This is a genomic window from Psychrobacillus sp. FSL H8-0484 (assembly GCF_038005325.1).
Taxonomy (GTDB): Bacteria; Bacillota; Bacilli; order Bacillales_A; family Planococcaceae; genus Psychrobacillus.
In genome coordinates, this window is record NZ_JBBOSZ010000001.1 from 2,160,220 (window position 1) to 2,182,627 (window position 22,408).

The 22,408-nt window shown below is 36.3% G+C and carries 19 protein-coding genes and 2 pseudogenes; 5 read left to right on the forward strand and 16 right to left on the reverse strand.

Annotation, left to right across the window (positions count from 1 at the left end; translation table 11 throughout):
* Window positions 1–19 precede the first annotated feature (19 nt).
* From MHH81_RS10425 to MHH81_RS10485, 13 genes and pseudogenes are all read right to left on the reverse strand, one after another.
* Entirely contained in the window at window positions 20–901 is an 882-nt protein-coding gene (locus MHH81_RS10425; protein WP_340920830.1) for an ROK family protein, read from the reverse strand.
* Between the two features lie 19 nt (window positions 902–920).
* On the reverse strand, window positions 921–1,649 hold the full coding sequence (locus MHH81_RS10430) for a GntR family transcriptional regulator (protein WP_340920832.1): 729 nt from the start codon (window positions 1,647–1,649) through the stop codon (window positions 921–923).
* 19 nt (window positions 1,650–1,668) lie between these two features.
* Window positions 1,669–2,505 (reverse strand): carbohydrate ABC transporter permease, encoded by an 837-nt coding sequence (locus MHH81_RS10435; protein ID WP_340920834.1) that lies wholly within the window; start codon window positions 2,503–2,505, stop codon window positions 1,669–1,671.
* 35 nt (window positions 2,506–2,540) lie between these two features.
* Window positions 2,541–3,422: a carbohydrate ABC transporter permease gene (locus MHH81_RS10440; protein WP_340920836.1), complete on the reverse strand. Its 882-nt coding sequence runs from the start codon at window positions 3,420–3,422 to the stop codon at window positions 2,541–2,543.
* A 72-nt stretch (window positions 3,423–3,494) separates the two neighbouring features.
* A complete protein-coding gene (locus MHH81_RS10445) occupies window positions 3,495–4,805 on the reverse strand; it encodes an ABC transporter substrate-binding protein (protein WP_340920838.1) in 1,311 nt (436 codons plus the stop codon).
* Window positions 4,806–5,319: 514 nt separating this feature from the next.
* A pseudogene (locus MHH81_RS10450) lies at window positions 5,320–5,490 on the reverse strand (beta-galactosidase); the annotation flags it as partial.
* A 69-nt stretch (window positions 5,491–5,559) separates the two neighbouring features.
* A complete protein-coding gene (locus MHH81_RS10455; RefSeq protein WP_340920841.1) occupies window positions 5,560–6,816 on the reverse strand; it encodes a Gfo/Idh/MocA family protein in 1,257 nt (418 codons plus the stop codon).
* Between the two features lie 25 nt (window positions 6,817–6,841).
* Entirely contained in the window at window positions 6,842–7,111 is a 270-nt protein-coding gene (locus MHH81_RS10460) for a hypothetical protein (protein ID WP_340920845.1), read from the reverse strand.
* A gap of 805 nt (window positions 7,112–7,916) precedes the next feature.
* The gene (locus MHH81_RS10465; protein ID WP_340920847.1) at window positions 7,917–8,690 is read right to left on the reverse strand and encodes a class I SAM-dependent methyltransferase; all 774 of its coding nucleotides are present in this window, start codon (window positions 8,688–8,690) and stop codon (window positions 7,917–7,919) included.
* Entirely contained in the window at window positions 8,657–9,751 is a 1,095-nt protein-coding gene (locus MHH81_RS10470) for a metallophosphoesterase (protein WP_340920849.1), read from the reverse strand. The genes MHH81_RS10465 and MHH81_RS10470 overlap by 34 nt, the downstream gene beginning before the upstream one ends.
* 193 nt (window positions 9,752–9,944) lie before the next feature.
* The gene (gene argH / locus MHH81_RS10475; RefSeq protein ID WP_340920850.1) at window positions 9,945–11,315 is read right to left on the reverse strand and encodes an argininosuccinate lyase; all 1,371 of its coding nucleotides are present in this window, start codon (window positions 11,313–11,315) and stop codon (window positions 9,945–9,947) included.
* Window positions 11,312–12,520, reverse strand: a complete 1,209-nt coding sequence (locus tag MHH81_RS10480) for an argininosuccinate synthase (protein ID WP_340920853.1) — start codon at window positions 12,518–12,520, stop codon at window positions 11,312–11,314. Before MHH81_RS10480 ends, argH begins: the two co-directional genes overlap by 4 nt.
* Window positions 12,521–12,642: 122 nt before the next feature.
* Window positions 12,643–13,482, reverse strand: a complete 840-nt coding sequence (locus MHH81_RS10485) for a polyphosphate kinase 2 family protein (RefSeq protein WP_340920855.1) — start codon at window positions 13,480–13,482, stop codon at window positions 12,643–12,645.
* 133 nt (window positions 13,483–13,615) lie between these two features.
* On the opposite strand from MHH81_RS10485, the gene MHH81_RS10490 reads away from it, so the two are divergent.
* Both MHH81_RS10490 and MHH81_RS10495 read left to right on the forward strand, forming a co-directional pair.
* Window positions 13,616–14,641: an NADH:flavin oxidoreductase/NADH oxidase gene (locus MHH81_RS10490; RefSeq protein WP_340920858.1), complete on the forward strand. Its 1,026-nt coding sequence runs from the start codon at window positions 13,616–13,618 to the stop codon at window positions 14,639–14,641.
* A 489-nt stretch (window positions 14,642–15,130) separates the two neighbouring features.
* On the forward strand, window positions 15,131–15,517 hold the full coding sequence (locus MHH81_RS10495; protein WP_340920860.1) for a hypothetical protein: 387 nt from the start codon (window positions 15,131–15,133) through the stop codon (window positions 15,515–15,517).
* A gap of 404 nt (window positions 15,518–15,921) precedes the next feature.
* Here MHH81_RS10495 and MHH81_RS10500 read toward each other — a convergent pair whose 3' ends face one another.
* Window positions 15,922–16,806: a serine/threonine protein kinase gene (locus tag MHH81_RS10500; RefSeq protein WP_340920863.1), complete on the reverse strand. Its 885-nt coding sequence runs from the start codon at window positions 16,804–16,806 to the stop codon at window positions 15,922–15,924.
* A gap of 116 nt (window positions 16,807–16,922) precedes the next feature.
* On the reverse strand, window positions 16,923–17,810 hold the full coding sequence (locus tag MHH81_RS10505; protein ID WP_340920865.1) for an alpha/beta fold hydrolase: 888 nt from the start codon (window positions 17,808–17,810) through the stop codon (window positions 16,923–16,925).
* 528 nt (window positions 17,811–18,338) lie between these two features.
* Between MHH81_RS10505 and MHH81_RS10510 the strand changes: the two genes are divergently transcribed.
* The 3 genes and pseudogenes from MHH81_RS10510 to MHH81_RS10520 all read left to right on the forward strand — a co-directional run bounded on the left by MHH81_RS10510 (window position 18,339) and on the right by MHH81_RS10520 (window position 21,254).
* The gene (locus tag MHH81_RS10510; protein WP_340920867.1) at window positions 18,339–19,628 is read left to right on the forward strand and encodes a glucose-6-phosphate isomerase; all 1,290 of its coding nucleotides are present in this window, start codon (window positions 18,339–18,341) and stop codon (window positions 19,626–19,628) included.
* 81 nt (window positions 19,629–19,709) lie between these two features.
* Window positions 19,710–20,666, forward strand: a pseudogene (locus MHH81_RS10515) (IS1595 family transposase); the annotation flags it as partial.
* A 57-nt stretch (window positions 20,667–20,723) separates the two neighbouring features.
* Window positions 20,724–21,254 (forward strand): general stress protein, encoded by a 531-nt coding sequence (locus MHH81_RS10520; protein WP_340920869.1) that lies wholly within the window; start codon window positions 20,724–20,726, stop codon window positions 21,252–21,254.
* Window positions 21,255–21,490: 236 nt separating this feature from the next.
* Here the strand turns inward: MHH81_RS10520 and MHH81_RS10525 are convergent, their stop codons facing one another.
* Window positions 21,491–22,408, reverse strand: a complete 918-nt coding sequence (locus MHH81_RS10525; RefSeq protein ID WP_340920872.1) for an ROK family protein — start codon at window positions 22,406–22,408, stop codon at window positions 21,491–21,493.

Here is a 22,408-nt window from a genome sequence, read left to right on the forward strand (position 1 = left end):
ACTAGCTCAATTCATAGCATTAAATAGAGACACTTGCCTTCATTGCTACACCAAAAAGGCCAGATTTTCCCTTCAATGTACTTAGCTCGATTCTAGTGGGCCAATTTTTCTGAAGAGGATGCTTGCACAATGATTGATAATGATCTTTGATAAGCTTAAAGAAACTTTCCTGATTATTAATGACCCCGCCTCCCAAGACAATCCTGTCTGGATCAAGAACGGCTGTCACATTAAAAATAGCAACGGCTAGTTGATAGGCTCTATCTTGAAAAAAGGAATCTAAATCCTTGTCGCCTTGCTTCCAACGTTTAAAAGAATCTGCTAACGTACAGTTGGGATCACCTAACTTCAGTGCTCTTTCCATTGCAGAGCCAGAAGCATAGTTTTCTAGTACTTGACCTTCATGAACAGGGAAAAAGCCAATTTCACCCGCAAGTCCTAATCCTCGTAAGGGCTTTCCTTGATGAATAATGCTCGCGCAAATGCCAGTACTCACAGTGATATAAACAAATAGTTCATCTGTTAAGTTCCTAACTGACCATTCACCCAATGCTGCCGCTACGACATCATGTTCAAAAGCTAGCTGGTAGGTTGGAAATTCCTTTGCTAATCTATCACCCACCGGAAAGTTCTCCCAAGGCAAATTATTTTGATATATAGCCAAACCCTTCTCCGTATCTAATTGCCCTGGTATTGTAAGCCCTATGCCGGTAATTTGTTCTTTCGATAAATTTGCTTGGTCAATCGCCTCTTGAATACTTTCCAATAATGAAGCATACATATTGTTGGCACTTGACGTATCACTTTTTATCTTGACCTCAGACATCCAAACATTTTCTTTGTTTAGCACGCCAGCAGCTATTTTCGTTCCACCAATATCTACCGCTACAATATATTCCACTTCTTCAACTCCTTAGAGATTAAATCAGTTCTGTGTAAAATTTACAACGGTCACCACGCACAATGGACTTACAAAATTCTACTGGCACCTTCGATGGATCATAAGCAACCCGTTCGAGTAATAACGCAGGTGAGCCTGGCTTTACTTCTAAATACGTAGCTTCTTCACTTATTAATATCGGTTCAAACGTTTCCTTGGCTGAATTTACAATAATATCGAATTCATTTCTCAAAATATCATATAAAGGGATTTCACCAACTAATGACAACTTTTCAATATCTCTAATACACTTTTTAGGGAAATAAGAAGACTCCAATATAATTGGCTCGTCCTTTACACAGCGTAGCCTTTGTAGCATAATCACTTCTTCTCCTTTACTAATTTGAAGTGCTTTCGCTACCTTATGTGTCGCCTTTTCTACCTTTATCTTCAAAATAATATCTTTCGGCTTCAATCCCTTGTCTTTTAACACCTGACTAAAGCTATAAAAAGCCGATAATGATTGTTCAATTTTCGGATAACTTAAGAAAGTCCCTTTCCCTTGAATGCGATACAGGACGCCATCCTGTACTAAATCTTCAATCGCCTTTTTCGATGTATTGCGACTCACGTTAAATTGCTCGGACAATTGTTGCTCAGAATAAATCTTGTCTCCTGGACTCCAAACGCCTCTATCAATATTTTCAATAATAATATCCTTCAGTTGTTGATACAATGGCACAAAGCTAGTCGTATCTAACTTCTCCATATCCTTCTCCACCTTAAAATTATTTTCCGCTTCCTGCAGTCATTCCTTCTATAATTCTATCAGAAAGCCATAAAAAGAAAATCAATATAGGGAATATTATAATAACAACCCCAGCGAACAAGCTAACCCAATCCGAATTGTATTGCATGGATTGATAGAACTGATATAAACCAACCGATAATGTATATTTATCATTGACATTTATATAAGCTTTAGCTAATAAGAACTCATTCCACAAGGATACGGCATTTAAAATGGTCACAGTTATTAATCCCGGGCGCGCCATAGGCAACATGACTTTCCAAAATACAGTGTTTGCAGAAGCCCCGTCAATGGCAGCAGCTTCCTCAACCTCAGCAGGAAGCGTTTGGAAAAATCCTGTCAAAATAAAAATTGTAAATGGTAGTGACAGTGCTACATACACAATAATAAGTCCCAAATGCGAATTGATTAACCCTGTTTTTAGCAAAAGTAAATAAATAGGAATTAATACTGCTTGATACGGAATCCCAATCCCGATTACAAAAAGTAATGTTAAAGGCTCTTTCCAAAAGAATTTAAACCTTGAGAGTACGTAAGCTGCCGGTGCACTTACTAAAACAATGCCTAATACACTGACTGTCACAACGATGACGCTGTTAAAGAAATACGATGCTAAATCAGATTGCACCCAAGCCGTATAGTAGTTGCCCCACTGCAATGTTTCTGGTAATTTCCAAAAACCATCAAATAGTTCTTGGTTCGTTTTTAGCGAGGCTAGTACTATCCAACCTAGTACAAATAAAATAAAAATAACCCAAATATATAAAAGAGCTTTACCGATAACTAGTAAAATACTTCGATCATTTGATTTCACTTTATTCAACCTTTCTTTTTATAGACGAGTACAGATTACAGTTCATATACTTCACGTTTAAACAACTTTCTTCCCGTAATAACAAAGATCAACACAACGACAACCATTGATACAGCGACTGCACTAGAGTAGCCTAGCTGGTAAATAGGCGTCCGTTGTCCAAATCCTAATATGTATTGATACATTGCTGTATTCCACATACGTGAAGGGGGTTCAGGCCCACCAAAGGCAAACAGGAAATCGAATAAACGAATAGCATTTATGCCCCATAATATAACCGCAATCGAAAAGACATCCCAGATTAGAGGAAGCGTCACTTTTGTGAAAATCTTAAATGTTGAAGCACCTTCAATTCGGGCTGCCTCAAAATACGTATTTGGAATTTTATCGACTCCTCCTAATAAGATGATTGCGTAAAATCCTGTGCTGTACCAAACAATTGAAATAACTGCCGACATCATAATATTATTGGGACTGGTCCAGTTGACTGGGTCGATTCCAACTATTTTTAAAACCGAGTTAAAAAATCCAATATCGTAGCGATATAGATAGTTCCATACAATCGCTAACGCAATTGGGGCTATAATATTCGGGAAGAAAATAATTGCACGAATAGCCTTTTTCGCCGTTACTCCCTGACTCATTAAAGAAGTAAATAATAAAGCAATAAAAAAGACAAAGATTCCGCCAACAAGCAGTATGAGCATCATGTTTTTAAATGACTGCCAATAGATTGGATCCTCAAAAATATTTAAATAATTTTTAAGACCAACAAAGTCCATATCCTTAGTAAACCCGCTCCAATCGTGAAAGCTTATCCAAAGACCATAGAGCGCTGGCCCAATAAAGAAAACAAGATATAAGGCCATAGCTGGAATTAAATATGGAATAATCAGTTTCTTTTTCTCGTTGTTCACTACTTTCCCTCCTTCATTTCCCCGCTAGATTTATAAGAGAAAACAGGGGAAATCCCCCTGTTTTTTCTCCATTTATTGCTTAGACCAATACTTTTCTGTTTGGACTTTAAGTTCTTGAACAAACTCTTCAGCCTTCATTTGGCCAAATATCAGCTTATCATCCAATGGAAGGAATACAGTTTTCCACCATTCTGGGTATTCTGCTTGTAAACCATCATATTCCGGATGATACGAGGAAGCGTTTACAATAGTTTCTCTGAAACTCGCTAATGCTTCTGGTGCTTCTAAATCTTTTCTTGTACTAATATTACCTGTATCCGTAACAATTCCTTCTTGATAGCCCTTCTGCATAGCAAATGCCAAGAAATCTTGCACAGCGTCAACATTTGCTCCCTTTGGAGCTACCCAACCAATCAAATATAGTTCCGCTTGGTCGTAGCTACCCTTCGAACCATCAATTTCCGGGAATGGAAATGCACTATATGCAAAATCATCTGACGTGTATTGCTTCGTTTCACTAGATAACCAGCTACCATTTAAAATCATAGCAGCATCGCCTTTTGCCCACGATGTTTGTGCTGCTGGATACTGACTGCCTTCATACCCTGCTGCAAAATAATCTTTATCTACTAATTCCTGTAGCTTTTGAGCTGCCTCTAAATAACCAGGCTGTAACCATGTTTCACCTGTTTTGTCGCCAGCAGCTTCCAACAAAGCACCTGGTCCCATAATCCGTTCTACTAACCAGTAATAGTAGTAAGCATTATAAAAATCGATATTACCATCTTGTGCAAATGGAGCAATGCCCTTACTCTTCATTGTTTCACTCACAGCAAGGAATTCATCCCATGTTTTTGGTGGTTCAACTCCATTTTCTTCAAACAAGTTTTTATTATAATGGAAACCCGAACTAATAATTTCATATGGTATGAAAAATGTCTTGCCCTCTTGCTCATAAAACGAAACGACATCATCAATAAATACTTCTTTAAAAACAGTTCCTTCATTTGGAATTTTCATTGAAAGCAAAGTATCCAATGGCTCCGCTAGATTGTTCTTTAAAAGAGTTCCTGCCACTTCCGCGCCTGACTGTTCTGTAAGGTCTGGAGCATCGCCGCCTAATGCTGCATTTCTAACATCAGACATAACTTGTCTACCCATCCACTGTACATCGATTTTCACATTTTTATTTTCTTTTTCATAAGCATCAATAATTCCTTGTAAAACAACTTGCTGTGGCTCTCCTGTGTTCCACATTGACCAATAATTAATTGTGACTTTTTCGTCCTTGCCACCTGAAGAAGATGCCTCGTTACTGCATGCTGCCAATAGTAAGATTCCAATTAACATGAATATACCTAATATCTTGATTTTTTTACTCATACCATTCACCCCTTTTGAATTATCTTCTTCGAATTACTGAGTAGTATATCTCTCAAAATTCCATAGCCAAACAACGAAATTACCTTGAATCGCTCTTCATCACTCTTTACAAAAAGATAGATTTCAACCCCTTTCGCGATCAAATACTTCAGGTATTCAGAAGTTTCTGACTATAAAAATATTATACATTTGATAGGTTGATGGGTCAACCCTGCAATCAAAAAAATGAAATATTACTATATTAAGGTGCTTTTTCAGTATTTGTCCTTAACAAAATGAATTGAAATAAAAGGCTTTAGTCAAAAGTAAGAGAAGGGTACAATCAGGGGATTTGAAGAGGACTATTAAAAGTAGTGGGATGTTGTTTGGTTATGTTAAGAAAACCAGTTGCACCAAAAAACTCTATGGAAGCTTATGTATAAAGCTTTCATAGAGTTTGTTCTTTAATTCATAAATCCTTCCTTTACTTTCTCACACTTTGACGAATGAGGTTTCGGCAATATTAATTCACCAATATACCTTCAACATTAAATTCACCTTCTTTTGGCTCATGCAAGTTCCAAGGTACGTATGTTTCGACACAATTGAAGCCACATGCTTTTAACTTTAACAATCAATCTACCCAATACTCAGGTACAACTCTAAAATAATGAATTGCACCGGAAATAAGCTGATGGCTCGTTATTTATGTATATATCTTTCCCTTGCACTGATATAAATTCTACACTGCTCGCAACATCTTTCTTATTTCCTATTAAAGAACTTCATTCGAATAATTAGCGATTTGAATTACTTTACCATTTTGGCGTCTTGAAGCTTCAGCAGCAAATGCCAGTAAATGACTCTCAAGTGATACCGCAGCAGATGATCTGCTTTCATCTCCTGGATAGTTTCGTACTTCTCGCAAAAAGTCTCTGACGATCGCTTCATCTCCACCACCGTGACCGCTTTTCGGTTTACTTAAGTGGGTAATCGTTTCATGTTTTGTTAAAAAGTCGAAAACGGAAATAGTATCTTCATCCATTTTCCCTCTAATTTCACCTTTTGTTCCCATGATTTGTACAATACGTGTTTGCTCACGAGTGAATCCACACATACTAAATGTTGCAGTAGCACCGTTTTCGAATTCTAAATTTACTACTTGGTGATCGACAACATTATTATCTGAACGATAAACACATTTTCCATAAGAAGTAGTATTTAGTGCGTGAATGATACCTTCACGTGAATGATCCATTGTGAACTTCTTCGCCCATCCTTTGCCTTCTCCTAAATAATATTTTCCTGCATGAAATGCACAATCATTTTCGATAGGACATCCATCTAAGCAGCGTAAAGGCCCATCTTTCGGTGCATTTGCCTCTTTAAAATGCATTAAAGATCCAAAAGAGCTAACATGCTTACATTTTTGATCCATCAAATACATTAATATATCCATATCATGGCATGACTTTTGCAAAATCATTGGACTAGATACATCGCTATTATTCCAATTTCCTCGGACAAAACTGTGTGACATATGCATTACTTCCACATTCTCATTCAGTTGAATAGAGACAATATCTCCAATTTTCCCTTCCTTAATAATGGTTTTAATGTTTTGCCAAAATGGTGTATATCTAAGTACATGACAAATTGTCAGCAGTTTATTGTGCTTTTTCGCAATTTCCACCATCGAAATACACTCTTGTGGATCAGGTGACATTGGTTTTTCCAGTAAAACATGATAGCCTTTTTCAATTGCTTTAATTGTTGGCTCATAATGCTCTCGATCTAAAGTACAAATAAACGCTACTTCTGCCTCAATATCATCTTGTAACATTTCTTGCCAGGTTGCGTAACTTTGTTCCTCCGAAAGAGCAAATTTTTTCGCAAATGCTTCTCTTCTTTCGCTATTTAACTCAGCAATAGCTACAAATTCTAATTCATGCGGGTAATCAATTGCATAAGGTGCATAAGCCTTAGCACCCCTATCACCAGCACCAATTAAGATAGCTTTTGTTTTTTTCAATATTTTCTCCTCCTTTTAGCTTCGATTATCCTTTTAACCCACCCATTGACATACAATCTGTCAATTTTTTCTGAGTTAATGTATAGAGAGTAATTGTCGGAAGTAGTACTAGAACAAGACCTGCAAATAGCACTGCCCAGTCTGTTGCAAACTTCTGCACTTCCATTAGATTTGCGAGTCCTACTGGAATTGTTTTCTTTTTATCACTTGAAATTAATACTAGTGCAAGTGCATACTCATTCCAAAAAGGAAAGAAATTGAAAATGACAACTGTTAATATTCCCGGTTTGGTCAATGGAATAAATATGCTTATTAGCGTACGGAAATAGCCACTTCCATCAATAGATGCGATTCTTCAAACTCCTTCGGAATAGGGCGCATAAATCCTGTCAGCAAATACACAGAAAAAGGAAATTCTATACTCTTGATAACTTGTCCAAACATCCTTTCTCTATCGGAAGGGTCGCTTGCAACTTCTTAACGCCTATGTATTTTACCATCTCGATCAATTAAAACGGTTGCAATTTTTGTACATCCAATATCAACACCTAATGCAAATGTCATATGACACACCACACAATCTCTTATGCTATTTTTTGAATACGCATACACAACTCTCGATAACAATAATAGATTTAGTAAAACTTTCACTAATTCGGATTAATATTAACAGGAACTAATTATTCTGTCTATGCAGAATAATTAGAATTAAATGCTATTGTTTTCAAATCGGATGCTAAATTAGGTATTCATTCATTGTTGCAGCTTCTAAATCGGAAAAATAAGAAAGCTAAGTAGATTACGAAAAACAAACAGAGTTTTCATTTGGTTTGAAAGAATAATATAAAGTTACTGATAAAGATGATGGTGCGGAACATGTGAAGAAATGTTTATCGAAAAAGTGAGTGAAGACTTATTTATCATTAATGATTTTGGACATATCGAGGAATGGTTGACATTTTAAAAAAGTTAAAAATAATTGCATGCTCTATCCAAATGGTTACCTGAAGAGAACTAATTGTTGCACTATGATAAATTGAAAATACCAAGTTCTGAGTTAGCTCAAAACTTGGTATTTTCACTACGTATCCTAAGAAATATTACTTATTATTTTGTGCAACAATCATAAATCGGTGCTCAAAGCTCTCAATATAACCTTGTTCAGATAAGATTCCCTGCAAAGAGCACAGTCTATCAAAACAACTATCCACCGTAAAACCAGGGAATTCCCATTCCATAATTTTTGCGTAAAACACTATAGCTCCTACATCAAAAAAGCGTTGAAATGGAAAATATTCATTTTCAAACAAAATATCAAACCCTTCGGAACTAAACTTCTTTGCTTCAATATCGAGTGATAAATCTGGATACAAGGATCTGAAATTTGGAATCAGCGTTTTTGAAAGAAATTCGTTATTCTTTCCACCAACCGGTTGGGTGATAAATAGACCATTTTGTTTTAATAACCGTTTTATCTCGCTAATATGATAGGATTCATGGCGATTGATAATTATATCGAATGAAGAGTCTTCGAACGGTAATTTTTCATCCTCAAAAGCTTGTTTTACACATATACCGAGTGGCTCAAGCGTTTCTTTGCAAAGCTTTACATTTGGTTCCCAGGCTTCCGTTACAAAAGTATTTTCATAAGGATGTCCTAATGTTAATAAAAACTCGCCCCCTCCTGTACCCATATCTAACAATTTATGGTCAGGTTTTAGATGTTTCATTACCCATTCTTTATAATCCCATGGAATCTTTTCGTCTTCCCAACGTCCATCTAACCGAGTAAAATCCCATCCTTTAAAACCTTCTTTTTCTTCTAGTAACCAATTATTTTTTAATTCCCAACAAAGCAACTTTTCGGTATCCATCCAACTTCCCCATTCTCTTTCTTTACAAGAGTATATCCATCACAATCATTGTCAATAATCCATACTTTTTCACCCAGTGTGACAGATGAAAAAGTTGTACTTAGGTCTGTCTTGCACTGTGATGACTCTTCAGCAGCCATTAAATACTCATTTTTAATCCATTGCTCTATTCCTAAGTTACTATTTTTACAAAGTGTAAAATACTCCTCTCTCTTAATTGTTTGCATATCGTAATTTGGATATGTCACAGTCCCAACGCGTTTCGTAAGATCGTTATGCTCTATTTGCACAATCATTTCATGCGTCAACTCATCTACATATGTATAAGAATAGTTGTTATTTTCGATAATTAAAGCATTTAATTGTCCATCTTTTTTTATTTGATTTCCGCCGTCTAAAGCAATCATTTTTTTATCGAAATCAATGACAGGATTATGTGAACTTATATGCGCTGCTCGATAATTAACGGCAGGCCAGTGTCCTACGATAACGATTTTATTAGCTAAATGGGCTTTCTCATAAAATGCCTCAGTATGTAAAGCAAAGCTTTCTTCTGTTTCATGCCAATCTTCTATGTTTTCAATGCCCGCATGAATGATAATAAAATCATCTGTTTCATAAGCAATCGGTAATGATTCCATCCACTCTATTTCATCCTGAAAATGTTGGCGATAAAATTGAGCTAATTCTTCTAGATTGGTGAAATTATCTAGTGTTTTACAATGCATTGCGAGCATTTCATTTAAAACAGAATTCTTTTGTTTGTTCATGTATGGGATGATTCCAACACTCCCATCAAAAACATAACGATGGACAACATCGCAATTTCCTTTTGTTATATAGACCTTATTGGATTTTTCGTATAAATTCTTAACAAACTCAACTGTTTCTAAACTTTTTGGCCCTTTTTCACAAAGATCACCATTGATGAATAAATAATCCTCTTCTGTATATTTCAATTTAGTTAAAAGTTTTTTGAAAAGGGTTAAATTTGCGTGTATGTCTGAAATAACAATCGTTCGTTTGGATTTATCTAGTTCTAGTCGTCTTACATCAATCATAAACTCATCTCCAGAATATTAGGTTAATTTTCTATAAATGTTTTCCAGATTATCTCACACCTCTCCCTAAATATACCAGTTCCAAAGAACAATGGTAATCATTTCTCGCATTAATAGTTCTTCCTGACTCATACTTTGCAGAAAAAACCGTAAACAACTCACATCGCTATGAGTGTTTACGGTTTGTATTATGCTAAAAACGCTTTTTAGCTTCTTCTATTTGAATTGCAACTTGGTCAAAACCAGTTCCACCAAGGGAGTTTCTTCTTCTCACAGCAGCAAGGGGTGATAATACATCGTAAATATCAGACTCAATTAAATTGCTCGCTTCTTGAAGATCTTCTAATGGTAAATCTAGTAAAAAATAGTTACGCTGAATACATAAAAATACTAGTTTGCCTGTTACTTCATGTGCTTCACGGAACGGAAGTCCTTTAGCTGCAAGATAATCAGCAAGTTCAGTCGCATTCGAAAAGTCTTTGTGTACTGTATCATGTAAACGCTCTTTATGAACAGTCATTGTACGAACCATACCTTCAAATATTTTCAGCGAACCAACGATTGTATGCACCGTGTCGAACATACCCTCTTTGTCTTCTTGCATGTCTTTGTTATAGGCAAGCGGTAATCCCTTAATGACAGTAAGTAAGCCCATCAAGTTCCCGTACACACGACCAGTTTTCCCACGAATTAGTTCGGCCATATCCGGATTTTTCTTTTGAGGCATAATACTGGAGCCCGTAGAGAATGAATCATCCAACTCAATGAAATTGAACTCTGAACTAGACCATAAAATAATTTCCTCTGCAAATCGAGACAAATGCGCCATCAACATGGAAGAATTACTTAAAAATTCTAAAATAAAATCTCGATCACTTACTGCATCCATACTATTTGCATACACATTTGCAAAACCTAAATACTCAGCCGAAAGTTTGCGGTCAATTGGGAAAGTAGTTCCTGCAAGTGCCCCTGCTCCTAGTGGAGAAATGTCGATACGTTTGATTGAGTCTTTAAAACGATCTTTGTCTCTATCAAGCATCCAGAAATACGCCATTAGATGATGTGCAAAAGAAATTGGTTGCGCACGTTGTAAATGCGTATACCCTGGTGCAAGTGTTTCGATATGCGTTTCCGCTTGTGCTACAAGTGTTTGTTGGAAAAGCTCGATTAACTCGATGATTTCTCCTACTCTATTTTTCAAGAATAGATGCATATCTGTTGCTACTTGGTCGTTACGGCTGCGGCCAGTGTGCAGTTTTCCACCGACAGGTCCGATTAAATCCATGAGCATTTTTTCTAAGTTTAGATGAATATCTTCATTCGCAACTAAAAATTCTAATGCATTGTCTGCAGCTAGTTTCTTTAATTGTTCTAAACCGCTAAGAATTTGCTGCACATCTTCCTGGGGCAAAATATTACATGCCCCAAGCATCTTCACATGTGCTGTACTACCATCTAAATCTTCCATTACTAGTGTTTGATCGAAACTAATAGAAGCTCCAAATTCATCTACCCATTGTTCGGCAGATTTTTGGAATCTTCCGCCCCAAAGTTTGGTCATGCTTTCACCTTCTCTACTCCCTTGTTCACCATTGCGTGAACTTTTGTTGGAAGCCCCCAAAGCTCGATAAACCCAACAGCTGAAGCATGGTTAAATTCATCCTCTTTTGTATAAGTAGCAAGTTTTTCATCATATAGAGAGTTCGGAGATTTACGTCCTTCTACAATTGCATGGCCTTTGAATAGTTTCACACGAACTGTACCATTTACATATACTTGTGTTTCTTTTAAGAATCCTTCTAGGGCAGTTCTAAGCGGAGAGAACCAAAGTCCTTCGTAAATAAGCTCTGTTAATTTTTTCTCAATAACTGGTTTAAAGTGAGCTACCTCTTTTACTAATGTAATATCTTCTAATTCTTTATGTGCTTTGATTAATGTAAATGCACCTGGGATTTCGTATACTTCACGTGATTTAATACCAACAAGACGGTTTTCCACGTGATCGACACGTCCAACTCCGTGCTTACCTGCTAGATCATTCATTTTTAAGATTAATTCATATAATTTATATTCCACACCATCTAGTGCAACTGGAACACCATTTTTAAACTCGATTTCAACGATATCTGCTGTATCAGGTGCATCTTCTATTGCAACCGTTAATTCATATGCTTCTTCTGGTGGAGCTGCCCACGGATCTTCTAAAATACCACATTCGTTTGCACGACCCCAAAGATTTGCATCAATAGAGAACGGGCTGTCTAAGTTAATCGGAATTGGAATATTTTTTTCTTTCGCGTAAGCAATTTCTTCCTCACGGCTCCAGCTCCATTCACGAACTGGTGCAATTACCTCTAAACTTGGATTTAATGCTTTAATAGAAACTTCGAAACGAACTTGGTCATTTCCTTTACCTGTACAACCATGTGCTACAGCAGTTGCTCCTGTTTGTTCAGCAATTTCTACTAGTTTTTTAGAAATTAAAGGACGTGATAAAGCAGAAGCTAAAGGATATTTGTTTTCATACCAAGTATGTGCTTGAAGTGAAATTAATGCATAATCATTCGCAAATTCTTCTCTTGCATCGATCATATAGCTTTCAATAGCTCCAACTTCAAGCGCTTTGTTTTTTACAAATTCTAGATCCTTACCTTCACCTACGTCTAAACAAACCGCTACGACATCATATCCTTCGTCTTTCAACCATGTAATGGCAACGGATGTATCTAGTCCACCTGAATATGCTAAAACGACTTTTTTATTCATCTTATATTCCTCCAATGTATTTATATACGTTTTATTAGTATTAATATACATAATGTATCATGGACAATGTATAAATACAACTAATAATTTATTAAATATACAAATATATTGAAAAAGAATGACTAGCTTTGAATTTCGTTATTTTTTTCAAGAGAAACTTCTTCAGTCTGAGCTTCTTCGATTTCCTCTTCTGCTATATGAACGTCCTCATTTTGCTGATCGAGTGTGTAATCTATTCCACGTTTTTCTAATTGACGCTCGATTTCTTGTATGATATTTTGTAGAACGGTCAGCCTAGCATGCAGCTTATCATCTCCATGGATAAGGAACCACGGAGCATTTGCTGCATTCGTTCTATCCATCATTTCGTCTGCCGCTTTTATATACAAATCAAATTTTTCACGATTTCGCCAGTCTTCGTCTGTTAGCTTCCATCTTTTTGATGGGTTGATTTTACGTTCATAGAAGCGTTTTAACTGTTCTTCATTGGATACATGTATCCAATGTTTCATAACAATATAGTTTTCACTGGACAACATTTTTTCGAATTGATTTATTTCTCTGTACGCACGTTTCCATTCCGCTTTCGTTGCTAAATTCTCTATACGCTCGACAAGGACTCGTCCATACCAGGAACGGTCAAAAATACCAATTTGTCCGTGCTGAGGTAACTTCCGCCAAAACCTTTGCAGATAGTGGTATCTTAGTTCATGTGGCTGTGGAGCAGAAATTGGATGCACGATATATCCACGTGGATCTAAACGTTGAGTCAGTCGTTTAATGGCTCCACCCTTACCTGCAGCATCCATTCCTTCAAAGACGAGTACTAATCCAATATTTTCATTTAATAATATATTTTGTAGACAAAGTAAATCGATTTGTAATTGTTTCAATTCTTCCTTATATTCTTTTTTTGATTTGGAGTACGAAATCGATTCTAACTGCTTTAATTTTTTCACCATATGTAACCCCTCCTCTTTATATTATACCTAATATTCTGACAGGAAATATTTCAAACAATGAATATCCTCAGTTCACTATTATTGATTCATATTTCAAAAAACGTAATACTAATAAAAAAGGAGTGATGAAGAAATGTCTCATTTATTCTCGCCATTAAGTATAAAAGGTTTAACATTAAAAAATCGAACAGTAATGGCACCGATGTGTCAGTATTCCGTTCAATCAAAGGATGGAAAGCCAAATGACTGGCATTTTGTTCACTATGTATCACGTGCAGTTGGTGGAACAGGATTAATCATCGTCGAAATGACGGATGTAGAACCAGATGGGCGAATCACAGATTACGATTTAGGTTTATGGTCCGATGATCATATTCCTGCATACGAAAGAATTGTAAAAGAAGTACATAAATATGAAGTTAAAATTGGGGTTCAAATTGCACATGCGGGTAGAAAAGCGCAAGATGCTATTCAACCAGTAGGTCCCTCCAACATTCCAGTGGAATCGAATGGCAAATGGAAAGAGCCAAGACCGTTAACCATAGATGAAATTAAAGAAATGATCAATAAATATAAAGACGCTGCAAGGAGAGCGGTTACAGCTGGTTTCGATACAATTGAGCTTCACGGAGCACATGGCTATTTAATTCACCAATTCCACTCACCTGCGATTAATAACAGAACGGATGAATACGGACAGGACTTGTCGAAGTTTGGAGTAGAAGTCATCCAAGCAGTACGTAGCGTTATGCCAGAAGAAATGCCCCTATTGCTCCGCATATCAGCAGTAGAGTATATAGACAATGGCTACGACCTCGAGCATTCTATAGAAATTGCGAAAAAATATAAAGAAGCTGGTGTGGACGTGTTCCATGTATCGAGTGGTGGAGAGGCAACTCCAGGTAAAGTAAAACCTGCAAACACCCCTGGGTACCAAGTTCCTTTTGCTCGTGCATACAAACAAGCGCTAAATGTACCTATTATCGCTGTTGGAATACTAGAAAATCCGGATCTTGCAGAAAAAGTCATTGTCGAAGGAGATGCAGAACTAGTCGCAGTTGGGCGTGGCATGTTAAAAGATCCATATTGGGCACTTCATGCAGAAATAGCCATCACAGGTAAAGCAATACCTCCTACTCCTTATAAGAGAGGGTATTAATTAACGTCAAATGCTTTATAGCTTGTGAAGAAAATTAGAATTGTATTAGTAACAGTAGAAAAAACATGTCTTCCAAAAGGTAAACCACCCGATTGCTTCCTAGGCTTTTGGGAGGTTTACCTTTTTTCGATGCAGAGCATTTAATCCCACTATAGACTTCCCTTGGATTGATCAACGACTTTAGATTATTTTTTCGTATTAGTTATCCGCATTAATTTGATAATCGGGATTATTCTAATTTGTCCTTAGGATTAATAATAGATCAATAGTTAACACTTCGAAACTGTTTCAAAAAGACCTACTTCTCTAAAGTATTACCCCTGCCTATAATCCTATACCGCAATTTTAATAGGAGGAAACCAATCAAACCATATAAAATAGTTAGATGATTTAAATTTATTATTTTATTCCAAAACTTACCTGGTTACAAAGCATTACATTTAAGTTTATAGTTAATTTGCAATAAAAATTGGAAATAGGAGAGTTAAAATGGCAAATAATACTAAGATTGCAGAAATAAAAGTGGAAGTTATCGTAACGGAAAATAATATTGAAAGCATCATGAACGCTGCCATAGAAGGCGGAATAGGCTATTGGGCACACGTAATTAAAACTGGGGAAAAATGGAATTTGAAAACAAAAGGACTATATACATATGAATGGGCAACTAACTTGTTATTAAATGGGGAAACAATTGAATTTGTTGACCGAGAAAATGAAGAAAAATGTTGGTCTTTAAATTTGGAAAAATTACTTAAGGGAATTGAATTAAACTTTAAAAATAGACCGCATGATATTAATATAGAAAATGCAAGTGAACCTACTGGAGACAGTATTATTCAATACGCATTATTTGAGAGTATTGTATACAGCTAATTAAGTTTCCATCTAATAGAAGTACAAAAAGGGGCTGTCCCTAAAGTCGTATAGCGACTGAGAGATGCTCCCTTATTCAATGTATTGATTTCCGTTCCAGACGGACGCTTTCCGCGGGCATGGCATCAGTCTCCTCAGGCCAACACGATGTTGGTCACGAAGGCGTTGCCACACGAGGTGGCGTTCTTAGTCTTCGTTCCTTTGTTCGCTCCTGCGGGGCCTTCAGCTCATGCACCTGCCGCTTCGCTTTCGGTGCAGAAAACAACTGCTATTCCCGCTGGAGTCGCCGTCTTCCACAACAATCAATTGCCTATAAAAAAAGGTGTAGAAAAAGACTCGTTTTTCTACACCTGCTTCAATTTATGGGCTTATTGGACAGCCCCTTTTTGGGTTAATAATTAATCTCAAAAATCTAAATTAGCCTTTAATAAAACAACTTTCCAGGCTTTGTAGAATTCTTCCACGGAAGAATACCTGCAGCTTTTATCCTCTTCAACAGCCTTGACTGCTATTTCATAGAGTTCTTGTCCTGCATCCCACTTTAAAAAGGAACGGTCCAGCTCTCCTCCTAACAGTCCAAATGCAATCGCACCCATGTTAAAGACATTTGTTCTTTCATCTATTACAGCATCAAGCATAAATTCTTCTGGTGACATAAATCTGGAGGAACCCCAAAGTCTTCCCATAAAATTAATGAATGGCCTTTTCATATATAAATCAATATCACAAATCTTTGTAATGTTATTTTTAAAGTCATATAAAATACTACCATCATAAAAATCAACAGCTACGTAGTTGTTCTTCTCAACATTTACATGAAATTCAAAGATACTATTTAATGATTTTAAACGATATTCAATAGGTAACTTCTTAAACCGATAAAATGGGGAATCTGGGTGATTATATTTCTGTGGTGGAGGAAAAGACCAGTGTGGGTGTAGACATTCCCCATCAAACCAGTCAAACACTAATGCATACCCTTTTTCAACCTCAAAGTATTCTACTAAATTTACTAAATGAGGATGATTCAGATCTTCATAAAGAGAAGCACAACTTTTTAATCTAGCAATAGCGTCTTCTGGAGAGCCAGAATACCTTAAAGTCTTTGCTCCTGCATACTTTACAAACCTTTTCAATCCGTCTATTTCAATACCAAAACTAATATTTCCAGAATCTTGTTCGTCAAACACACAAAATACTTGTCCTAGTCTTGTAAGCCACTCAAAATCATGTAGCTCTTTTAATTGAAACGATACTTTACCTAAAGTAATTGTTGGGAAATGATTCATATAAAACCTCCAAATAATATTTGTATTCTAACTTTAACTATTTATTGGGAACTACATTCCATAGATGCCACGATAGGTATAGATGAAATAATGGTAAATCGAAGAAACATTGAACTTTATGAGGCTTTTAAAAATCGTAATACAATACGAACAAACTTGTCAGTTTCCTCTAACTCCGGAAAATGAGCACTGCTGTTAAACAAGTTCCATTCACTGTTTACAAGGTTTCTATAAATAATTGTTGAAATGGGAATCCCAGTATTCCTATCATGAACTCCAGTAATCACTAATGTCTGTTGGGTAATTTCTTGAAGACGCTCATATAAGGGTATCTCTACTGGATTTTCCTGCAATGCAGCCAACATAAGACCGGTGTTATGCAAATTGCTTTCCTTTACTAATTGGCGGTACTTTTTAGCAATACCTTGATTCAAAAAAAATAAGCGATCCACTGTTTCATTATCAACAATTCCCCATATTTTTTTATATTTTTCTTCAATTGAAGTATCTTCTTGTAGTATTTCTTCCATTTTATTTGCCAAAGGAAGGTTTGCGACGGAAACGAAACCAGCTATTTGAATCATATATTGCGTCTTTAAGGCCATTAAACTTGGCCCAGATAAAATAATTTTGTTAATAATAGTTGGAAGAGCATATGTTAATTCAAGAGCAAGCTCCCCTCCAAATGAGTAGCCTAGTAAATCGATTTTTTTCACATCTATCCACTCAATTATTTTCTTGAAGTCATTAATTAATTCATTAATAGAATAAGCTTTATCAGAAAGTGGTTTTTCACTCCTACCACAACCACGTTGTTCGTAATATATAACGGTTCTTTCTTGAGAAAGAAAAGGACCGGCAGTTCTTTCAAATGTATATAGGTTTCCTCCTGGACCACCATGAATAATAAATAAAGGGATCGTATTATGTTCTTTTCCCTCCACTTTTATCCAATGTTTTATTCCATTAATATCTATTAGGTATTCACCATTTTCAATTTTCATATATACCTCTCTTTAAGTCATTTCTGAATTCTGATCAATCATTTATCCAATAGTAATAATTTCATCATTATAAGATTCTATATCGAATAAGGATTTCCCTTTATTGAAAAAGCAGTAGCAAGGGCGAATAACCCAGTTACCTAATTTACAGTGCCTTGATATGGAGCATCCTTGGAAACGATTAAGTTTACACCCCTCATTACAAGGTTTAAGAGAAAATTAGAATGAAAACTACTAGTATTTGTTATAGTAAGAAACTTTCGAAGAAATGTCTGTATAAATCTCAAATGCACCTCCACAGCTTTTTTTTAAAATATACCCTCACGCCAAATTGGAGAGCTTTTCAAATGGCATTTAGTATCGAGAATCGTACAGCCTTCACCTCAGCAGTATTCAATTTCAGTAATATTCTAATTTTATAGATAATTCTCCCTAATAAAAAGGAAAATTTTCATCTAATAGCGAATTAAATAGTTATACCTTTTATATATTAATAGCAAGACAAAACGAAAAACTGAGGAGAATAGTATGAACATTTTGGTCAATTATTCAGGAGATTATCTACAACTACTTACACCTGAGTTGGAAAAAAAATTACAAGCTATCCATCATGGAATTCATACGAAATCTGCAGAAGGCGCCGATTATTTAGGTTGGGCAGAGTGGCCGAGTTCTATTAGTCCAGCGTTTGTACAGGATATCAAAGAAACTGCAGAACGCATTCGCTCTACTTCTGATGTTTTAGTTGTCATTGGTATTGGAGGGTCATATTTAGGGTCAAAAGCGGTAATCGAGGCATTATCTACACCATTCCAGAATTCAAATGACTTAGAAGTAATTTTTGCAGGTCATTTAGTAAGTGGGGAATATATAAAACAACTGATGGCATATTTAGACAATAAAGAAGTCACCTTGAATATTATTTCAAAATCTGGCACAACTACAGAACCAGCCATTGCATTCCGCTTTTTACAGCAATACATGGAAAAAAGATATGGCAATCAAGCTGCATCCCGTATACTAGTCACTACGGATGAAGAGAAAGGGGCCTTGCGGACACTAGCAATAGAAAAAGGCTATAGGCGCTTTGTCATCCCCGGTAACATTGGAGGAAGATATTCTGTCTTCACAGCAGTCGGTTTGTTGCCTATTGCAGCAGCAGGTCATGATATCGAAAAACTAATAAATGGTGCAAGAACAGCAGAGAAGGAATTTGGAGTATTTGATACAAATTCAAATCCTGCCATTCAATATGCAGTCATCCGCAATTATTTGTATAATGCGGGTTACCCAGTCGAAATCATGGCAACGTTTGATGAAAAGTTGAAGTATGTCCAAGAATGGTGGAAGCAATTATTTGGAGAAAGTGAAGGAAAAGGCGGGAAAGGAATTTTTCCTACATCCGTTCTTTATTCAACCGACCTGCATTCCTTAGGCCAGTACATCCAGGATGGAAAACGCATGTTATTTGAAACGTTTTTAATGGTGGAAAAGCCGACAGGTGATTTGACAGTTTTTGAAGAAGAAAATGACGGAGATGAATTGAACTATTTGAGTGGCCTTACACTACATGAATTTAACTCGGCATGTCATGAAGCAACCCAAACGGCACATCTTGCTGGAGGAGTGCCACAAATATCACTCACTTTCGAACAACTAGATGAACAACATTTAGGCCACCTCTTATACTTCTATATGATGGCTTGTGCATACAGTGCATACTTACTAGACATCAATCCGTTCGATCAACCAGGAGTAGAAGATTACAAATCAAACATCTTTAAGATTCTAAAAAAACCGGGATATATCCTAATGTAGAGAAGATGCATGTAATCACCTAAAGTCATCCGATTATCACTGCTTATCACCCAATTTTATGATTGAACTTTTCGATTAGACCAATGGGTTAAACGCTATGTTGAGCCTTCTACCTCTGCTGCTGGTCGTTTAATTGATGAAATGAGAGAAACAAGATTCAAGGAAGGATTCGTGTGTCCTCATTGTTCATCAGAATACGTTGTTCGATTCGGAAAATATAATGGTAGGCAACGGTATCGGTGTAAATGTTGTAGCAAAACCTTTACTGACACAACTAATACCGTTTTGTACCGTACCCGAAAAGGCAACGAGTGGATTACATTTGTTGATTGAATGTTCAAAGGATATTCACTGCGAAAATCGGCTGAAATCGTAGGGATTACTTGGGTTACGCTTTTTTATTGGAGACACAAATTGTTGAGTGATTTGAAACAAATGGATTTTGAACATTTTGATGGTATCGTTGAAATTGACGAGACCTATTTCCTGTACTCTCAAAAGGGACAACGTGGCATTATTGACCGTAAACCTCGAAAACGTGTAGGGAAGTCTAAATACAGAGGCATTAGCCACGAACAGGTCTGTGTTCTTGTCGCCAGAGACCGCACAAAATCTACTGTATCCAAAGTTGCTTGTATGGGTCGTGTTGTGAAAACTAAGGGTGACAACTTGATTGGTTCTAAACTGACATCTAATAATATACTCGTTACAGATGCTTGGAGAGCCTATAAAACCTATGCAAGAGAAAGAGGATTAGAACATTATAGGATTAAATCAAATGATGGCAAACACGTTATAAAAGGCTTATACCACATCCAAAATGTAAACGGTCTTCATTCCCGTATGAAACAATGGATAGACCGCTTTAAAGGTGTGGCTACGAAATATCTTGATAATTACCTTGCTTGGTTCTTATTTGTCGATAGTCGTAGTAACGAAAGCACTAAACAGCATATAAAAGAATTTCTATTAACATCATTTGTATTTGAAGTGACAGATACATATGACAGTTTGAGACTGTCAAAATTCAATATGTAGTTTTCTTATACAACCAGTTTAACCCACATAATGTTTATCAGGAGGTTAGTAGTAAATTTGAAGGAAATGTTAGAAAAAAGATTAGCTTATTTATATTCTGGGGAATTATCTTCTATAATCGTTTTTGTCCTTGTTAGTTATCTATTAAATTATGCATACCCTAATCTACAATTGTATTCTCTATATTCATTTTGGGTATCCTTTATCCTTTTAGAGTTTCTTTTATTACAAGGAACGATTTATTGGTATGCAAAACTTAATAGACTAAGAAATGAGAAATCGGCTATAACTCCGATTAAGATTGTTCGACTGTTACATCGTTCAAAATCGCTTAATATAGTTATGATTATTACCGCAATTGTTGCATTTGCTTTTGATTTCATTAAATGGTATCCATCTTTTCCATTGGGTGGATTATCAATTGCATTCTTCATTTATATCTTTGCAATTTTAGAGTTTATTAACTACTTTTACATTCAACTCTCATACGATAATGTCTCTGACATTAAAAATTTGTTAAAAAGTAGAAAATTGAAGAAATCCTCTCTGAATAAAGATTTTAAAAGAATAAATAAATTGGAACTCTGAAAATTGAGTTCCAATTTATTTATACCATAAAATCAACAATGAATATTAACAGCGCCAATAAAAAAAGACGTTTTGTCCGTGGACAAAACGTCTTTTTTTAACTTTATAAATTCTTGCCTCGTATGGCTATGACTCAAAAACGTTAAATTCTTCATTGACCACGTCTATGTTCTGAGCGGCTTATACCTTTATTATCATTTTTTTAGAAACACCTTTTAATGTTAATGTTGACATATCTATATTTTTTTGTATTCCATGTCATTTGATGTGTCTAAAACGAGCATAGCTGCCCCAAGCATACCTGCTTCATTCCCAAAATCAGCTCGTATCAGCTCTAATGGCTTCAGTTTCAGCGGTTCTACTTGCTCAAGAAGACATTCCCACCAATCTTCTGCAGAATCTGAAACTCCCCCCCCTATGACAACACAATCCATATCCAGCACTGCTTGAAGAGTAGAAATGATAATTGCGAAATTAGAAAGAAACTGATCACGAACTGCTATTGCTCTTGAATGACCACTCGCTGCAAGTCGGAACAAGTTTTGCGGTAATACTAGATCTCCAGTTTCTGGATCCACAACATATTCCTCTTGAATCATTCTCTTTAGTGCAGTTCCGGAAACATATTGTTCGCTGCAGCCACGTCTATCACAACTACAAAGCAACCCATTTGGATATAAAATCATGTGACCGACTTCTCCAGCACCACCATGTATCCCATTCATCACTTCTCCATCAAAAACGAAGCCGCCTCCAAGTCCTGTTCCTAAAGTCAAACAAACAACTCTTTGAAATCCAGCCGCTCCTCCAAGTCGCGCCTCTGCAAGAGCAGCACAATTGGCGTCATTGTTTATCTCTACACGAAGACCAGTAGCAACTTCTAGTTGAGCTTTCACAGGGGTCCCTTGCCAACCTTCCAACTCTTTTTCGAATGTGACAACACCTGTTTTCGCATCTACCATTCCTCTTGTTCCAATACCAATACCAATAAGGTCAGGAAAATCCGTTTTGACCTTTAAAATCTGTTTTTCAAGATAAGGGTATAAAGGTAACAATGTGGGAATCGTCCTATCAGAGATAACATTGCCGTTTTCATTTACGACACCCATCCGTATTTTTGTTCCCCCAATGTCCACACCAAGTACTTTTTTCAA

Excerpts from the sequence above, each read along its gene's own strand:
- MHH81_RS10430 (WP_340920832.1), bottom strand. The coding sequence starts at position 1,649 with ATGGAGAAGTTAGATACGACTAGCTTTGTGCCATTGTATCAACAACTG.
- MHH81_RS10445 (WP_340920838.1), bottom strand. The coding sequence starts at position 4,805 with ATGAGTAAAAAAATCAAGATATTAGGTATATTCATGTTAATTGGAATC.
- MHH81_RS10465 (WP_340920847.1), bottom strand. The coding sequence starts at position 8,690 with ATGGATACCGAAAAGTTGCTTTGTTGGGAATTAAAAAATAATTGGTTA.
- MHH81_RS10470 (WP_340920849.1), bottom strand. The coding sequence starts at position 9,751 with ATGATTGATGTAAGACGACTAGAACTAGATAAATCCAAACGAACGATT.
- argH (WP_340920850.1), bottom strand. The coding sequence starts at position 11,315 with ATGACCAAACTTTGGGGCGGAAGATTCCAAAAATCTGCCGAACAATGG.
- MHH81_RS10480 (WP_340920853.1), bottom strand. The coding sequence starts at position 12,520 with ATGAATAAAAAAGTCGTTTTAGCATATTCAGGTGGACTAGATACATCC.
- MHH81_RS10485 (WP_340920855.1), bottom strand. The coding sequence starts at position 13,482 with ATGGTGAAAAAATTAAAGCAGTTAGAATCGATTTCGTACTCCAAATCA.
- MHH81_RS10490 (WP_340920858.1), top strand. The coding sequence starts at position 13,616 with ATGTCTCATTTATTCTCGCCATTAAGTATAAAAGGTTTAACATTAAAA.
- MHH81_RS10495 (WP_340920860.1), top strand. The coding sequence starts at position 15,131 with ATGGCAAATAATACTAAGATTGCAGAAATAAAAGTGGAAGTTATCGTA.
- MHH81_RS10500 (WP_340920863.1), bottom strand. The coding sequence starts at position 16,806 with ATGAATCATTTCCCAACAATTACTTTAGGTAAAGTATCGTTTCAATTA.
- MHH81_RS10505 (WP_340920865.1), bottom strand. The coding sequence starts at position 17,810 with ATGAAAATTGAAAATGGTGAATACCTAATAGATATTAATGGAATAAAA.
- MHH81_RS10510 (WP_340920867.1), top strand. The coding sequence starts at position 18,339 with ATGAACATTTTGGTCAATTATTCAGGAGATTATCTACAACTACTTACA.